18 protein-coding genes are annotated in these 13896 nt (G+C 33.4%); 14 read left to right on the top strand and 4 right to left on the bottom strand.

Annotated features, from left to right (window positions below):
- Positions 1-6: 6 nt before the first annotated feature.
- From ASE21_RS02925 to ASE21_RS02880, 11 genes are all read left to right on the top strand, one after another.
- Positions 7-1170 carry a glycosyltransferase family 2 protein gene (locus ASE21_RS02925; RefSeq protein ID WP_057121163.1) on the top strand — a complete coding sequence of 388 codons (1164 nt, stop codon included), beginning with the start codon at positions 7-9 and terminating at the stop codon, positions 1168-1170.
- 83 nt (positions 1171-1253) lie between these two features.
- Positions 1254-2600, top strand: coding sequence for a dihydrolipoamide acetyltransferase family protein (locus ASE21_RS02920; protein WP_057121060.1), 1347 nt, complete (start codon positions 1254-1256; stop codon positions 2598-2600).
- Positions 2601-2807: 207 nt separating this feature from the next.
- Positions 2808-3578, top strand: coding sequence for a 3'-5' exonuclease (locus tag ASE21_RS02915; protein ID WP_057121059.1), 771 nt, complete (start codon positions 2808-2810; stop codon positions 3576-3578).
- 89 nt (positions 3579-3667) lie between these two features.
- Positions 3668-4279 carry a fumarylacetoacetate hydrolase family protein gene (locus tag ASE21_RS02910; RefSeq protein ID WP_057121058.1) on the top strand — a complete coding sequence of 204 codons (612 nt, stop codon included), beginning with the start codon at positions 3668-3670 and terminating at the stop codon, positions 4277-4279.
- Positions 4279-4623, top strand: coding sequence for an Hpt domain-containing protein (locus ASE21_RS02905; RefSeq protein ID WP_057121057.1), 345 nt, complete (start codon positions 4279-4281; stop codon positions 4621-4623). The genes ASE21_RS02910 and ASE21_RS02905 overlap by 1 nt, the downstream gene beginning before the upstream one ends.
- 184 nt (positions 4624-4807) lie before the next feature.
- Positions 4808-6061 (top strand): competence/damage-inducible protein A, encoded by a 1254-nt coding sequence (locus tag ASE21_RS02900; RefSeq protein ID WP_057121056.1) that lies wholly within the window; start codon positions 4808-4810, stop codon positions 6059-6061.
- Positions 6062-6132: 71 nt separating this feature from the next.
- Positions 6133-6369 (top strand): 50S ribosomal protein L28, encoded by a 237-nt coding sequence (gene rpmB, locus ASE21_RS02895; protein ID WP_008468080.1) that lies wholly within the window; start codon positions 6133-6135, stop codon positions 6367-6369.
- Between the two features lie 27 nt (positions 6370-6396).
- Positions 6397-6579, top strand: a complete 183-nt coding sequence (gene rpmG, locus ASE21_RS02890) for a 50S ribosomal protein L33 (protein WP_008253902.1) — start codon at positions 6397-6399, stop codon at positions 6577-6579.
- Positions 6580-6656: 77 nt separating this feature from the next.
- A complete protein-coding gene (locus ASE21_RS21535; protein WP_008468081.1) occupies positions 6657-6809 on the top strand; it encodes a DUF4295 domain-containing protein in 153 nt (50 codons plus the stop codon).
- 258 nt (positions 6810-7067) lie between these two features.
- A complete protein-coding gene (ftsY, locus tag ASE21_RS02885; protein WP_057121055.1) occupies positions 7068-8021 on the top strand; it encodes a signal recognition particle-docking protein FtsY in 954 nt (317 codons plus the stop codon).
- Between the two features lie 7 nt (positions 8022-8028).
- Positions 8029-8208, top strand: a complete 180-nt coding sequence (locus ASE21_RS02880) for a hypothetical protein (protein ID WP_057121054.1) — start codon at positions 8029-8031, stop codon at positions 8206-8208.
- Between the two features lie 61 nt (positions 8209-8269).
- Here ASE21_RS02880 and ASE21_RS02875 read toward each other — a convergent pair whose 3' ends face one another.
- Together ASE21_RS02875 and ASE21_RS02870 are read right to left on the bottom strand one after the other, a co-directional pair.
- Entirely contained in the window at positions 8270-9340 is a 1071-nt protein-coding gene (locus ASE21_RS02875) for a serine hydrolase domain-containing protein (RefSeq protein ID WP_057121053.1), read from the bottom strand.
- 71 nt (positions 9341-9411) lie between these two features.
- Entirely contained in the window at positions 9412-9945 is a 534-nt protein-coding gene (locus tag ASE21_RS02870; RefSeq protein WP_057121052.1) for a hypothetical protein, read from the bottom strand.
- 316 nt (positions 9946-10261) lie between these two features.
- On the opposite strand from ASE21_RS02870, the gene ASE21_RS02865 reads away from it, so the two are divergent.
- The 3 genes from ASE21_RS02865 to ASE21_RS02855 all read left to right on the top strand — a co-directional run bounded on the left by ASE21_RS02865 (position 10262) and on the right by ASE21_RS02855 (position 11831).
- A complete protein-coding gene (locus ASE21_RS02865; RefSeq protein ID WP_057121051.1) occupies positions 10262-10702 on the top strand; it encodes a hypothetical protein in 441 nt (146 codons plus the stop codon).
- Positions 10683-10979 carry a DUF721 domain-containing protein gene (locus ASE21_RS02860; protein ID WP_057121050.1) on the top strand — a complete coding sequence of 99 codons (297 nt, stop codon included), beginning with the start codon at positions 10683-10685 and terminating at the stop codon, positions 10977-10979. Before ASE21_RS02865 ends, ASE21_RS02860 begins: the two co-directional genes overlap by 20 nt.
- Before the next feature lie 135 nt (positions 10980-11114).
- Complete coding sequence (locus tag ASE21_RS02855; RefSeq protein WP_057121049.1) at positions 11115-11831, top strand: hypothetical protein; 717 nt, start codon at positions 11115-11117, stop codon at positions 11829-11831.
- 88 nt (positions 11832-11919) lie between these two features.
- On the opposite strand, the gene ASE21_RS02850 is transcribed toward ASE21_RS02855, so the two are convergent.
- On the bottom strand, positions 11920-12339 hold the full coding sequence (locus tag ASE21_RS02850; RefSeq protein ID WP_012026941.1) for a nucleoside-diphosphate kinase: 420 nt from the start codon (positions 12337-12339) through the stop codon (positions 11920-11922).
- Between the two features lie 176 nt (positions 12340-12515).
- Positions 12516-13787: an acyltransferase family protein gene (locus ASE21_RS02845; protein ID WP_057121048.1), complete on the bottom strand. Its 1272-nt coding sequence runs from the start codon at positions 13785-13787 to the stop codon at positions 12516-12518.
- Between the last annotated feature and the right edge of the window lie 109 nt (positions 13788-13896).

The following is a 13896-nucleotide window of genomic DNA, read 5'->3' as shown; positions in this document are numbered from 1 at the left end:
TTTTCAATGCAGTTATCGGTTGTTATCCTTAATTATAATGTGCGTTACTTTCTGGAACAATGCGTTTTAAGTGTTCAGGAAGCAATTGCCGGTCTTGATGCCGAAATTATTGTAGTTGATAATAATTCGTCTGACGACAGCTGTTTGATGATGCAGACACGATTTCCAAAAGTAAAATTGATTCAAAATCAGGAAAATTTCGGTTTTCCAAAAGGAAATAATATTGCAGTCGGGCAAGCCGGAGGAAAATACATCTGCATTTTAAATCCGGACACGGTCGTTGCTGAGGATACTTTTACTAAAATTTTGGCTTTCGCCGAAGAAAAACAGGATCTCGGAATTATTGGCTGTAAATTGATTGACGGAACAGGAAATTTTCTGCCCGAAAGTAAACGAGGAATTCCAACTCCATGGGTTGCTTTTACCAAAATTTTCGGATTGTATAAAGTATTTCCAAAATCAAAAATTTTTAATCGTTATTATGCGCAGTACTTAACTGAAAACCAAACCGGAAAAGTGGAGATTTTAGTTGGGGCTTTTATGTTTCTGGAGAAAGATTTATATGAAAAACTAAATGGTTTTGATGAAAACTGCTTTATGTACGCAGATGATATTGATTTGTCTTACAGAGCGCTGCAAATGAAAAAATCCAACTATTATTTTCATGAAACGACCGTTTTGCATTATAAGGGAGAAAGTACCCTTAGAGACGAATTGTATATGAAACGTTTTCAGGACGCAATGAATTTTTTCTATCAGAAGCATTTTAAAAAATCATGGTTTTTTAGTTTTTTTATTCAAACCGGAACGTGGTTTTTTTCATTTGTAAAAATGTTTCAGGGAAAATCTAAAATAAAACCTTTGCCGGAAAGTTATATTTTATATTCAGAAAATGAGAATTTGTCTGAAAAACTGGCTTCGATTTTAGAAAATAAAGTTAGTTTTTTAGATTTCAAAAAAGAAAAAATGGTAAATTCGTCGCTGATTTTAAAGGGTAAAAAGACAGAGATCATTTTGGATAATCACTATGTTTCATTCAAAAAATGTATCAATATCATAGAAACTCTTAAAGATAAGAACATTACTTTTAAGATTTTCCCTAAAAAGACAAGTTTTATAATAGGAAGTAATTCGAGAAATGACAGGGGGCAAATCAGAAAAATTAAGTAAAAATTATATTAAGTGTAATTTATATTTGAAAATTTCAGTAATTTCGCAATCAGAAAATTAAAATCACCCTTTAGAATAACAATATGGCAAGATTTGAATTAAAGCTTCCTAAAATGGGAGAGAGCGTCGCTGAAGCAACCATTACAAACTGGTTGAAAGAAGTGGGAGACAAAATTGAAGCTGATGAAGCAGTACTTGAAATCGCAACAGATAAAGTTGACAGTGAAGTACCAAGTGAAGTGTCAGGAATTTTAGTTGAACAATTATTTGGCAAAGATGATTTAGTTCAGGTAGGGCAGACTATTGCAATTATCGAAACTGAAGGGGGTGATGCACCTGCAGCACAATCGACTGTAGAAACGGCTGCTCCTGCAGAAGCTATAGAAATTGAAAAAACAATTGAGGCAGTAAAAGAGGCTTCCTCTGTGCCGCAGGATTTCGCAGGATCAGATAAATTCTTTTCTCCTTTGGTAAAAAATATTGCAAAAGAAGAAGGTGTTTCTGTTGCTGAACTGGATAATATTCAGGGTTCAGGAAAAGATGGCAGAGTAACAAAAGACGATATTTTAAAATATATAGAAGACCGCAAGTCGGGTGCTGTACAAGCTCCGAAAGTGGCTGAAGAAGCTCCAAAAACTGTAGTTGAAACTCCAAAAACAGTTCAAACACCACAACCTGCCGTTCAGAAAAGTCAGCAGGCAGTTCCGGTTTCTGTAAACGGTGGTGACGAAATTATAGAAATGGACAGAATGCGTAAGCTGATTTCAGGTTACATGGTTGCTTCTGTACAGACTTCGGCTCACGTTCAGTCTTTTATTGAAGTTGACGTAACCAACATTGTAAAATGGAGAGATAAAGTTAAAACGGCTTTTGAAAAGAGAGAAGGCGAGAAGCTGACTTTTACACCAATTATGATGGAAGCCGTTGCGAAAGCCTTAAAAGATTTTCCTGGAATGAACATTTCTGTGGATGGCGATTATATCATCAAAAAGAAAAACATCAATTTAGGAATGGCAGCGGCATTGCCAAATGGAAATTTAATTGTGCCTGTAATTAAAAATGCAGATCAGTTAAATCTTGTTGGAATGGCAAAAGCAGTTAACGATTTAGGAAACCGTGCAAAAGCAGGAAAACTAAAACCAGACGATACACAAGGCGGAACTTATACAGTGACAAACGTAGGAACTTTTGGAAGCGTTTTTGGAACGCCGATTATCAATCAGCCGCAAGTTGGTATTTTAGCTCTTGGGGCGATTCGCAAAGTGCCGGCGGTTATCGAAACTCCGGAAGGTGATTTCATCGGAATTCGTCAAAAAATGTTCTTATCACACTCTTACGATCACAGAGTGGTTGATGGTGCATTAGGAGGAAGTTTTGTAAAAAGAGTAGCAGAATATTTAGAAGCTTTTGATGTAGACAGAGATTTCTAATTGACTTACCAAATAAATTTTAAAACCCGAAAAATTAAAAACTTTTTCGGGTTTTTTTGTTTGCGCAGAATTTGGAATTCAGGGTAAATTTGCTGTAATTTTAAAATAAAAATCACTAAAAAATGCCAATTTTGCTCAAAAAAATAGAATTTAGGGCGGGAACTTTGGCTTTAAAAATTTACATTTGTAATCTTATAAAAATTAAAAATGGAATTAAAACTTAACAAACCAATCTGCTTTTTTGATCTTGAAACAACTGGAATAGACATTGGTAAAGATCGGATTGTAGAAATTTCGATATTTAAAGTTTTTCCAAACGGAAATAAAGAAAGTAAAACCTGGCTGGTTAATCCAACAATTCCAATTCCTCCACAAACTACAGCTGTTCATGGTATTACGGATGAAAAAGTAGCCAATGAACCAACCTTTGCAGAACTGGCTCATCATGTTCATAATATGATTAAGGACAGTGATTTGGGAGGTTTTAATTCAGATCGTTTTGATATTCCGTTATTAGCAGAAGAATTGCTTCGGGCAGGAGTAGACTTTGATATGAAAAATAAAGTTTCGGTCGATGTACAGACTATTTTTCATAAAATGGAAGAACGTACATTAAGTGCGGCTTTTAAATTTTATTGTGGAAAGAGCCTTGAAAACGCCCATTCTGCAGAGGCGGATACCATGGCAACTTATGAAATTCTGAAAGCGCAATTAGATCGTTATCCGGAATTAGAAAACGATATGAAAGCATTGTCTGAATTTACAACCCGTAAAAGAATAGCCGATTTTGCAGGAATGATTGCTTTTGATAAAGACGATGAAGAAATCTTTACTTTTGGAAAACACAAAGGAGCAAAAGTTGAAAAAGTTCTGGAAACAGAGCCTGGATATTTCAGCTGGATTCAAAACGCAGATTTTCCTTTGTATACCAAAAAAGTTTTGACAGGAATTAAATTAAGAAAATTAAATACGAAATAAGGCTCTAAGCTCCTAAGATTCTAAGTTCCTGAGTTTTTCTCAATTTCTTAGAACCTTAGGATCTCAGAATCTCAGTACCTTTAAAAAGAATGAAAATCATCTGTATCGGTAGAAATTATACCAATCATATTGAAGAATTAAAAAACGAACGTCCGGATGAGCCTGTTGTTTTTATGAAGCCCGATTCTGCGGTTTTATTGAAACAGCATCCGTTTGTAATCCCGGAATTTTCTGAGGAAGTTCATCACGAATTAGAAATAATTGTGAAAATTAACAAAGTTGGAAAGTATATTGAACCTAAGTTTGCGCACAAATATTATGATGAGATTAGTGTAGGTATCGATTTTACTGCCAGAGATTTACAGGATAAATTAAAAGCAAAAGGACTGCCTTGGGAAAAAGCAAAAGCTTTTGACGGTTCTGCCGTTATTGGAGATTTTTTACCAAAAAATGATTTTGTTTCATTAGAAAATCTTACGTTTGAACTCAAAAATAATTCTGAAACAGTTCAAAAGGGAAATACAAGCTTTATGCTTTGGAAAATTGATGAATTGGTTTCGTATGTTTCGCAGTTTTTTACGTTAAAAATTGGAGATATTATTTTTACGGGAACGCCTGCCGGTGTAGCGCCGGTAAAACCTAATGATGTTTTAGAAGGCTTTTTAGAAGATAAAAAATTATTCAGAATACAAGTAAAATAATGGCTTTAAAGTATAACCTTTCGAAAGTGTATGCGCTTTCAGACAATGACCCGGAATTTGTAAACGAAATTCTAAAACTATTTGTTACGGAAGTTCCTGAAGACTTGAAACAAATCAAAGAAGGAATCAAGAAAAAAGATCATAAATATGCATATTCATACGCGCATAAAATAAAACCTACACTGGATTTAATGGGACTGAATGTTGCTTTTGAAGAAATTCTGCAAGTCGAAGCCTGGACAAAAGCAGAAGGAAAGAAAAAAGATATTATCGAAACTTTTAAAAGTATAAAAGTACAGGTAAAAGACGCGATTAAAGAGATTAAAAAAGACTTTGAAATATAACTCAAAATAATTCCGCTTTTGATTCTGAAAAAGCGGAATAAATTTTTGTTTTTTTAACCCGCACTTTTAAAACTTCCTTCACATAATAAAAAGAAATTCTCTTTTGTTTTCCTGCCCCAAATTATTTCTGCAATCTTATTCCATAATTACACTTATAAAATTATAAGTAAAACTTTTTACAGCTATGAAAGCAACAATAGTTACCATTGGAGATGAAATTTTAATTGGTCAAATTGTAGATACAAATTCTAATTTTATTGCAAAAGAACTGGACAGGATTGGTGTTCAGACTTATGAAATGATTTCAATAAGTGATGATAAACAGCATATTTTAAACACTTTTGCCCAATTACAAAACAAAGTTGATGTTGTAATTATAACCGGTGGTTTAGGTCCGACAAAAGATGATATTACCAAAAAAACTTTTTGTGATTATTTTGATGATGAACTGGTTGTAAATCCCGAAGTTCTGGCACACGTAACAGAACTTATTGAAGGTTTTTACAAAAGACCAATTTCGCAATTAAATAAAGACCAGGCTCTTGTTCCTTCCAAATGCACCGTTCTGCATAACAAAATGGGAACAGCGCCGGGAATGTGGATGAAAAAAGAAAATACGGTCTTTATTTCGCTTCCCGGAGTTCCGTATGAAATGAAATATCTGGTAGAAAATGAAATAATTCCCAAGATTATAAAAGAATATAAACGTCCTTATATTATACACAAAACAATTCTAACATACGGTCAGGGCGAAAGTTTAGTCGCAGAACGTATCGAAAACTGGGAAAACAACCTGCCGGAATTTATTAAACTGGCCTATCTGCCAAATCCGGGACGTGTTCGTCTGCGTTTGACAGCCCGCGGAACCGATAAAGAGTTGTTAGAAAAAGCTATTGAAGAAAATGTTCAGTCATTAGACGCTATAATTCATGATATTATAGTAGGTTATGATGAAAACGAAACAATAGAAAGAGTAGTGGGTAAATTGCTGGCCAAAGAAAATAAAACCATATCAACTGCAGAAAGTTGTACGGGCGGAAAAATTGCTTCGCTTTTATCTTCTGTTCAGGGAGCGTCAGGATATTTTAAAGGAAGTGTGGTTTCCTACGCAACGGAAGCTAAAGTGAATGTCCTCGGGGTTTCACAGGATTTAATTAATCAATTTTCGGTAGTAAGTGCTGAGGTTGCGGCAGCTATGGCTTTGAATGTGAAAGACATACTCAAAACAGACTATGCAATAGCAACAACCGGTAACGCCGGTCCGTCAAAAGGCGATGCGGATGCTGAAATAGGAACTGTTTTTATAGCCCTGGCGACCCCGGACGGAGTAATTACAGAAGAATTTAACTTTGGTCAACCTCGTGAAAAAGTGATAGATAGAGCCACTATTAAGAGTTTGGAAATATTACAAAAAGAAATTTTAAAAATTGTGCAATAATTTTTTGCTACAATGGTTTATTTTTCTTTTCTTTGCACCCTGATTTTGAATAACGATAAAAGATAAGTATAATGTCAAGAGTTTGTGACCTTACAGGTAAAAGAGCGATGGTAGGAAATAACGTTTCTCACGCTATGAACAAAACTAAGAGAAAGTTTTCTGTAAACTTAGTTAAAAAGCGTTTTTATCTTCCAGAAGAAGATAGATGGATTACTCTTAGAGTAGCAGCATCTACGATAAAAACAATTAATAAAAATGGAATCACTGCTGTTTTGAAAAAAGCACAGTCAGAAGGATTTATCAAATAATCTTTTCCTAAATAAATATATAGCAAGATGGCAAAGAAAGGTAATAGAATCCAGGTAATTTTAGAATGTACTGAGCACAAGACTTCTGGTGTTCCGGGAACTTCTAGATATATTACAACTAAGAACAAAAAAAATACTCCAGACAGATTAGAGATTAAAAAATTTAATCCAATCTTGAAACGTGTAACTGTTCACAAAGAAATTAAGTAATAATTAGAGATTTTTGTAAATCTCAAATGGTTTTGCCATTTAGAGTTTTATAAAAAACTTCAAATAACATTTGAATCATGGCAAAGAAAACCGTAGCATCGTTACAAACATCTTCTAAGAGATTATCAAAAGCCATCAAAATGGTAAAATCTCCTAAAACTGGCGCATATACATTCGTAGAATCTATTATGGCTCCTGAAGAAGTTGATGAATTCTTGAAAAAGAAATAATTACAATTACAATATATAGAAAAGCTACTTTCATTCGGAAGTAGCTTTTTTATTTTTTATATTTGTTTAAAATTTTATAGAAACCAGTCAATTTGTGTTTTTTTTAAATATTAGTTCCGGTTATACTCTTTATCTTTACTTGAATAAAAATAGTAAATGAAAGAATTTTCCTGTTGAATTAAAATTGAAAACGGTATTCTGTAAACAAAGGATTGTTTGAGATTTTAAAAACAATCTACAACTAACAATAAATTTAAAATGAGTTTTTTTAAAAAATTATTTTCTACCGAAAAAAAAGAGACTTTAGATAAAGGTCTTGAAAAAACAAAAACTACTTTTTTCTCAAAATTAAGTAAAGCCGTAGCCGGAAAATCTAAAGTCGATGACGATGTTTTAGATAATCTGGAAGAAGTTTTGGTAGGTTCAGACGTTGGGGTAAACACAACGTTAAAAATCATTGAAAGAATTGAAAAGCGTGTAGCGGCAGATAGATATTTAGGAACAGATGAATTAAACCAGATTCTTCGTGATGAAATAGGAGGACTTTTATCTGAAACAAATACTGGAGAAGCAACTGAATTTGAAATTCCAAAAGATAAAAAACCATACGTTTTAATGGTTGTTGGAGTAAATGGTGTTGGAAAAACTACAACAATTGGAAAATTGGCTTATCAGTTTAAAAAATCGGGTTATAAAGTAGTTTTAGGTGCTGCAGATACTTTCCGTGCTGCTGCGATCGATCAATTACAGGTTTGGGCTGACAGAGTAAATGTTCCGATTGTGAAACAAAATATGGGAAGTGATCCTGCTTCGGTAGCTTTTGATACCCTTCAGTCGGCTGTGGCACAAAATGCAGATATTGTAATTATTGATACTGCAGGACGTTTGCATAATAAAATTAATTTGATGAACGAACTTTCAAAAGTAAAACGTGTAATGCAAAAAGTTGTAGCGGATGCACCTCATGATGTTCTTTTGGTTTTGGATGGTTCTACAGGTCAAAATGCTTTTGAGCAGGCAAAACAATTTACAGCAGCTACAGAAGTAACTTCATTAGCGGTTACAAAACTAGACGGAACAGCAAAAGGAGGCGTTGTAATTGGTATTTCAGACCAATTTCAAATTCCTGTAAAATATATTGGTGTTGGCGAAGGAATAGAAGATTTACAAGTCTTTAATAAATATGAATTCGTAGACAGTTTCTTTAAATAATGAATTAATGAGTTTTTCTTCTTTTAAAAATATTACACCGCTTACGTTTTACTTTGCGAGTGTTGTTTGTTTTGTTTTGGCGAATCTTACAAGAGATAACAGTCTTTCATTTTACTACGTTTTATTAGTTCTTGGATTAGGTTTCTTTTTTATGGGAATTTTAAAAAGATTGCGTACTAAGAGATAATAAAAATATCATATTTAGTAAAAACACCGGGATTTATTTTAAATGCCGGTGTTTTATCTTATTATTGATATAAAGCGCTGATTTTTTGCCATAAAACTTTGTCAAAATCAGATAAGGCAAGATTTACGTTATCCGCTGCGTCTCCCATTCTGATTATAACCATTTTTTTGCTCGGAACAACATAGATTTTCTGATCGTTTTTTCCTAAAGCCATAAACATATCACTTGGTCCGGTTGGAATTACGCTTCCCTGAAAAGTAAGCTGCGATTGTGGTAAATGATACGAACTTTTGCCATTTAACCACCATAAATAACCATATCCTAAATTGATATTTTGAGAGGTATTAGTTGCTTCATTAAAATAAGTTTCGTTTAAAACTACGTTGTTTTCCCATTTTCCTTTGTTAAGCATTAGCAATCCAAAACGTGCCATACTTCTGGATGTACTGGTATAAACGCTGTTAACGCCTAGCTGCACCCAGGATCCGTTCATTCCTATTTTATCTCTTAATTTGGTATTGAAATAATTTTCCCAGGTCTGTCCGCTTGCACTCGCCACAACGTCCTGTAGTTTTACATACACATTATGATATGCCCATCTGGATCCTGCATCGGCTTTGTAAATTAAACTTGCCGGATCTACATCATCTGTTGAATCATTAAGTCCGGATGTCATAGTTAACAAATGTTTGCAGGTAATTTGGTTTTCCTGAGCTAATGTTTCACTTGTCCAGCCCGTTCCAATGTATTGTGAAACTTTATTGTTGATATTTAATAAACCTTCTTGTTGTGCAATTCCGGTTACAGTTGAAGTTAATGTTTTTCCGGCACTTGCCCAATACCAATTTGTTGCTGCAGTATGACCGTTAAAATAATTTTCCATCACAATTCGCCCATTAACTAAAATAATAAAGGACTTAGAGTGTTTTAATTCGAGATAATCTAAAAGCGGCTGAACAGCATTTTGATTCCATTTTAAATCGGCAATAGATTTTGTTTCCCATGTTGTTCCTGATAGTGGAGGAAAATACATGTTTTCTGATGAAGTTGGAACCGGATCAGGTTCTGATGAGTCTTTGCTGCAGCTAATAAGCAATAATGCAGTCAGGATTGTGCAAATAGTTTTGATCATGGTTTTTTAGTTTTAGTTTGGGGTTTGATCAAAAATATGCAAAATAGTTTAATGCATAATAAAACTTATTTTTAATGATTTGTGCTTTTATTGAGTTTCCACTTAGTGCCGTCAGTAAACACTACATAATAGGCTCTTGCATTCATAATGCGATTTGCATCTGTAGAGAAATCTTCCCAGACTTTAGTTACACTTTTACCGGCTTTTAGTAAACATGTAATTTCTCCTGTAAATCTTCCTTCGCCGTAAAAATATCTTCCATTTGCTGGTTCGTTAAATGAATTTTCGCAATACCACTCAAATTTAATGGCCTGGATATCTTTTTTTCCGGAATTTTTAAAGACAATTTTAATATCCCGATGATCTGAATATTGATTTTTTATCAATTTAGATTCAATAATTTTTATTGACGAATTTTCTTGAAGCGATTTGTTTGAAAAATTTCCTTTTACAGAATTTGAACTGTCTTTATTTTCTAATACATTATAATTGTTGTTGGTTTCAATTTGCAAAGGTTTTGAACCTCTTATTTTTTCCGAATTTGATTGTGTGCAGGCTGTAATTAATAATAGTAAGCCCGGAAATATAATAAAAGATTTATTCATTACTTTTTAAATATGATAAAATTAAAATTGGTAGTTGTTTACAAAAGTCTCATGGATTTTGTTGAGTTTTGGCCTCCATATGGTTTAATGCTGTTAGAATAAGTTTTTTTTCTGAAATGATTTTTTTTTGAGAAGTGATTGATAAATGGAAGTAAAAAACATTTCTTTTGTACTTTATAACTTACCTTTGTAACCACTAAATTTCTTTTGAAAATGGATCCCTAGCCCTGATGGAAGCGGCATCCTTTTTCTTGCTTCTTTAGCAAGGAAAAGATACAGCGGACAGCAGGAATAGCTTCTTATTAATATTATAATTATGAAAAAAACTTTTATGATTTTGGTCTTATCGCTTTTGATGATAAGCTGTAAACAAGAAATAAAGCCAGCAGATATTGCAAAATTAAATGGCTATTGGGAAATTGAAAAAGTGGTTTTTGACAAAGGCGAAGACAAGATTTACGGAATGAATGAGAATTTTGATTTTTTTAAAATTAAAGGAACTACTGGAACCCGAACGAAAGTTATGGCACAGCTGGACGGAACTTTTTTAACAACAAATACTTTTGAAAAGGTTTCGGTTAGATTTACTGATAAAGGTGCTTTTTTAGATTATAATACAGATTATGCTAAATGGAGTGAAGAATTAATTTCAATTTCTGATGAGGAATTTGTGGTAAAAAATGACCAGAATAAAGAATATCATTATAAAAAAACAGGACCAATAAATATCTTAAACGATGGCAAAAAGACTAAATAACGAAAGTACAATTGGTGCTGTTTTGCAACAGATCATTCAGGTAAATAAATTACAGCCCGGAATGGATCAGATTGATGTAAAAGAAGCCTGGGGAAATTTAATGGGAAATGGTGTAAAGACATATACAAGAAACGTGGTTTTGAAAGGGAGTACACTGTATGTTGAACTTGGATCGGCAGTTTTAAGGGAAGAATTAAGCCACGGCAAATCTAAAATAGTTAAAATGATTAATGAAGAACTTGGACGTGAGGTTGTAAAAGATGTTGTTTTGCGATAATTTTTAATTGTTAATTTAATTAATAAAATAAATATTACACTTCTATTTTAGGAGTGTTTTTTTTTGATACATTTGGGCGCGAAGTATTTTTTTAAATAACAGCTTAATAATTAACAAACAAATCAAATCCAAGACATGAAAAAAGTATTACTTATTTTAACCGTATTATTTGCCTTAAACAGTTATTCTCAAAAGAAAAAAGTTGCCGTTGTATCTTTCTACACAGATAAAACAATCGGTCTTTCTGAATTGGGTTTAAACGGACTGGCTGCGATAGCAGATTTAGGGAATAATCCAAATTTTAACCTTTCTCCAATTTTAGAGAAATATCACAATGCATTTTTTAATGATTATGCTAAAAAATTTCCATTTGATTTACTTCCTGAAACTGAAGTGACTCAAAAACCGGAATACATTGCTTTTACTCCTAAATTTGCAAGAGAAGGCGGAGAAAGCGGTACTATTATTAACTATCCTGGATATAAATATATTTACGAAGGAATCAATGGTTCTGCAAATGAAGAAGCAACTGCTCAAATGTTTAAAGAATCAGCTGATGGTGTTTTATTTACAGAAATTCATTTTGCTGTAGTAAAAGGATTCGCTGTTGGTGGAACTGGAACAGTTAAGATGAGAGCTTACGCCAGAATCGCTTTGTATGATAAAACAGGAAAAAAAGTATTTGCTGTTTCTGAAGGGGCAAACTCTAAGAAAACCGGAACAATCGTAGGTGGTGTTCCTGTTTTAAGTCTTGATAAAGTATTACCTATGTGCGAAAGTGCATTAGAAGAGCTTTTAAAAGATCTTGATGATAAATTAGAAAAGATCGTTAAAAAGTCAGACAAGCTTTAATCAATATCTGCTATAAAAAAAAATCCCGTTTCATTTGAAACGGGATTTTTTTTTATCTAAACCTAAATCTAAATTCGTAAATCTAAAATTAGAATTGCTCTCTTCCTGCAAAGTGAAAAGCACTTTCGATAGCAGCATTTTCGTCGCTGTCTGATCCGTGAACTGCATTTTCTCCAATAGAAGTTGCGTATGCTTTACGAATAGTTCCTTCAGCAGCTTCAGCAGGATTTGTAGCTCCAATTAAAGTTCTGAAATCTTCTACTGCGTTATCTTTTTCTAAAATTGCAGCAACAATTGGTCCGCGTGACATAAATTCAACTAATTCTCCGTAGAAAGGTCTTTCTGCGTGCACTGCATAAAATGCTTTAGCATCAGCTACAGTTAATTGAGTTAATTTTAATGAAACGATTTTGAAACCACCATTTGTGATCATTGCTAAGATATTACCGATGTGTCCGTTTGCAACAGCATCTGGTTTAATCATTGTAAAAGTTCTATTTGTTGCCATTTTATATTTTATTAAATTTTGTGCAAAAGTAGACTTTTTTTGCGAATTGATTTTAATAAATTCATAATAAAAACATTGTGAATCGATGTTTTAGCAATGTTTTGTAATTAATTATTTGATATTATAAATTTAAAAAGACGCACTGCTGTGCGTCTGTACAATATTGTGATAAAAAATTACACTTTAAAAATTAATTTGTTTCTGTAGAATATCCATAAAATAAATGTCCAGATGCAGACATATACCAATGCGCCGGCTAATGAAGCTGTCATTGGATTGCTGAAAAATGGTTTAATCCAGAAACTATACAGATAGCTTAATAGATTGATCTTTTCTGAAGTATTATGCGGATTTTGAAATTCAATCATCACCAATGCCTGCGGAATAATCTGCGAAGTAAAGAAAACAATCATAGGATTTACGCCCCAGATTAAAAATGGCTTAAATCCTTTTTTATAATCGGCGATATCAATAACATAATATAATATTGCTAAAAATGTTGTGGCTAATCCTGTCGTATATAAAACATAACTGCTTGTCCAGAGTGATTTGTTTATTGGAAAAACAATATTCCAGATTAGACCTCCAACAATTAGTGCAGCTCCTGCAGCTCCCATTATTTGCGCTTTTTTGGTTTTTGGGAAATTCTGCTGCAAAACCTGACCAATTAATAAACCAATTATTCCGTTTACTATTGAAGGAAGTGTGCTTAAAATTCCTTCAGGATCCCAGGTTACAGTTCCGCGATACATGTGACCTTTTAGTAAAAGATTGTCAAGCCACGCGGCAAGATTGGTTCCTTTATCCAGATTTGCTTCGCCAACTCCCGGAACAGGAATTAAAGTCATGACTGCCCAATATCCTAATAATAAAACGATTCCGGTTAAGATTTGAGTTTTTCTGGATGTTTTTAAATATAAAAGAGAAACTACAAAATAAACAATCGCAATTCGCTGCAATACTCCCGGAAGTCGTACGTCACTGTAAGCTTCGATACCGCTGTATGCCAGAAATAAGTAAATAAACAGAATTGCAAAAGCTAAAATATTTTTGATTTTAGAACTAAAATTGCCCATTAAAGCATACCCAACACCAATTGTAATAGCTAATCGGCCAATTAAAAGCGGAATTCCGTCAAGCCCGAATAATTGAATTTTTCCAAAAAAGTTAAAGAAAATCCCCAAACATAACATTCGTAAAGAACGAATTAATATTTTGTTGAAAGTTGTGCCGTCATAAAATTTGTCCGGCATTGCAAGCGGTACTGCAACTCCCATTATAAAAACGAAAAATGGAAATACTAAGTCGGTTGGCGTGCAGCCGTTCCATTCGGCGTGTAATAGTGGCGGGTAAACATTGCCCCAGTCTCCTGGATTGTTGACAATTGTCATTAATAGAATTGTGAGTCCACGAAAGACGTCTAGCGAAATTAAGCGTTCTTTTACCATTTGTCTGGGTAAATTGGTTAGTTAATAAATTTTAAAAGTCGCTATTTGGTTTAAAAACAATAATTTCAGAATCGGGCGGTTATTTCATCCTGAAATTATTGTGGTAAGA

This window comes from Flavobacterium sp. Root901, from assembly GCF_001429765.1.
Classification (GTDB): Bacteria; Bacteroidota; Bacteroidia; order Flavobacteriales; family Flavobacteriaceae; genus Flavobacterium.
This window is presented reverse-complemented; position numbering and strand designations above follow the sequence as displayed.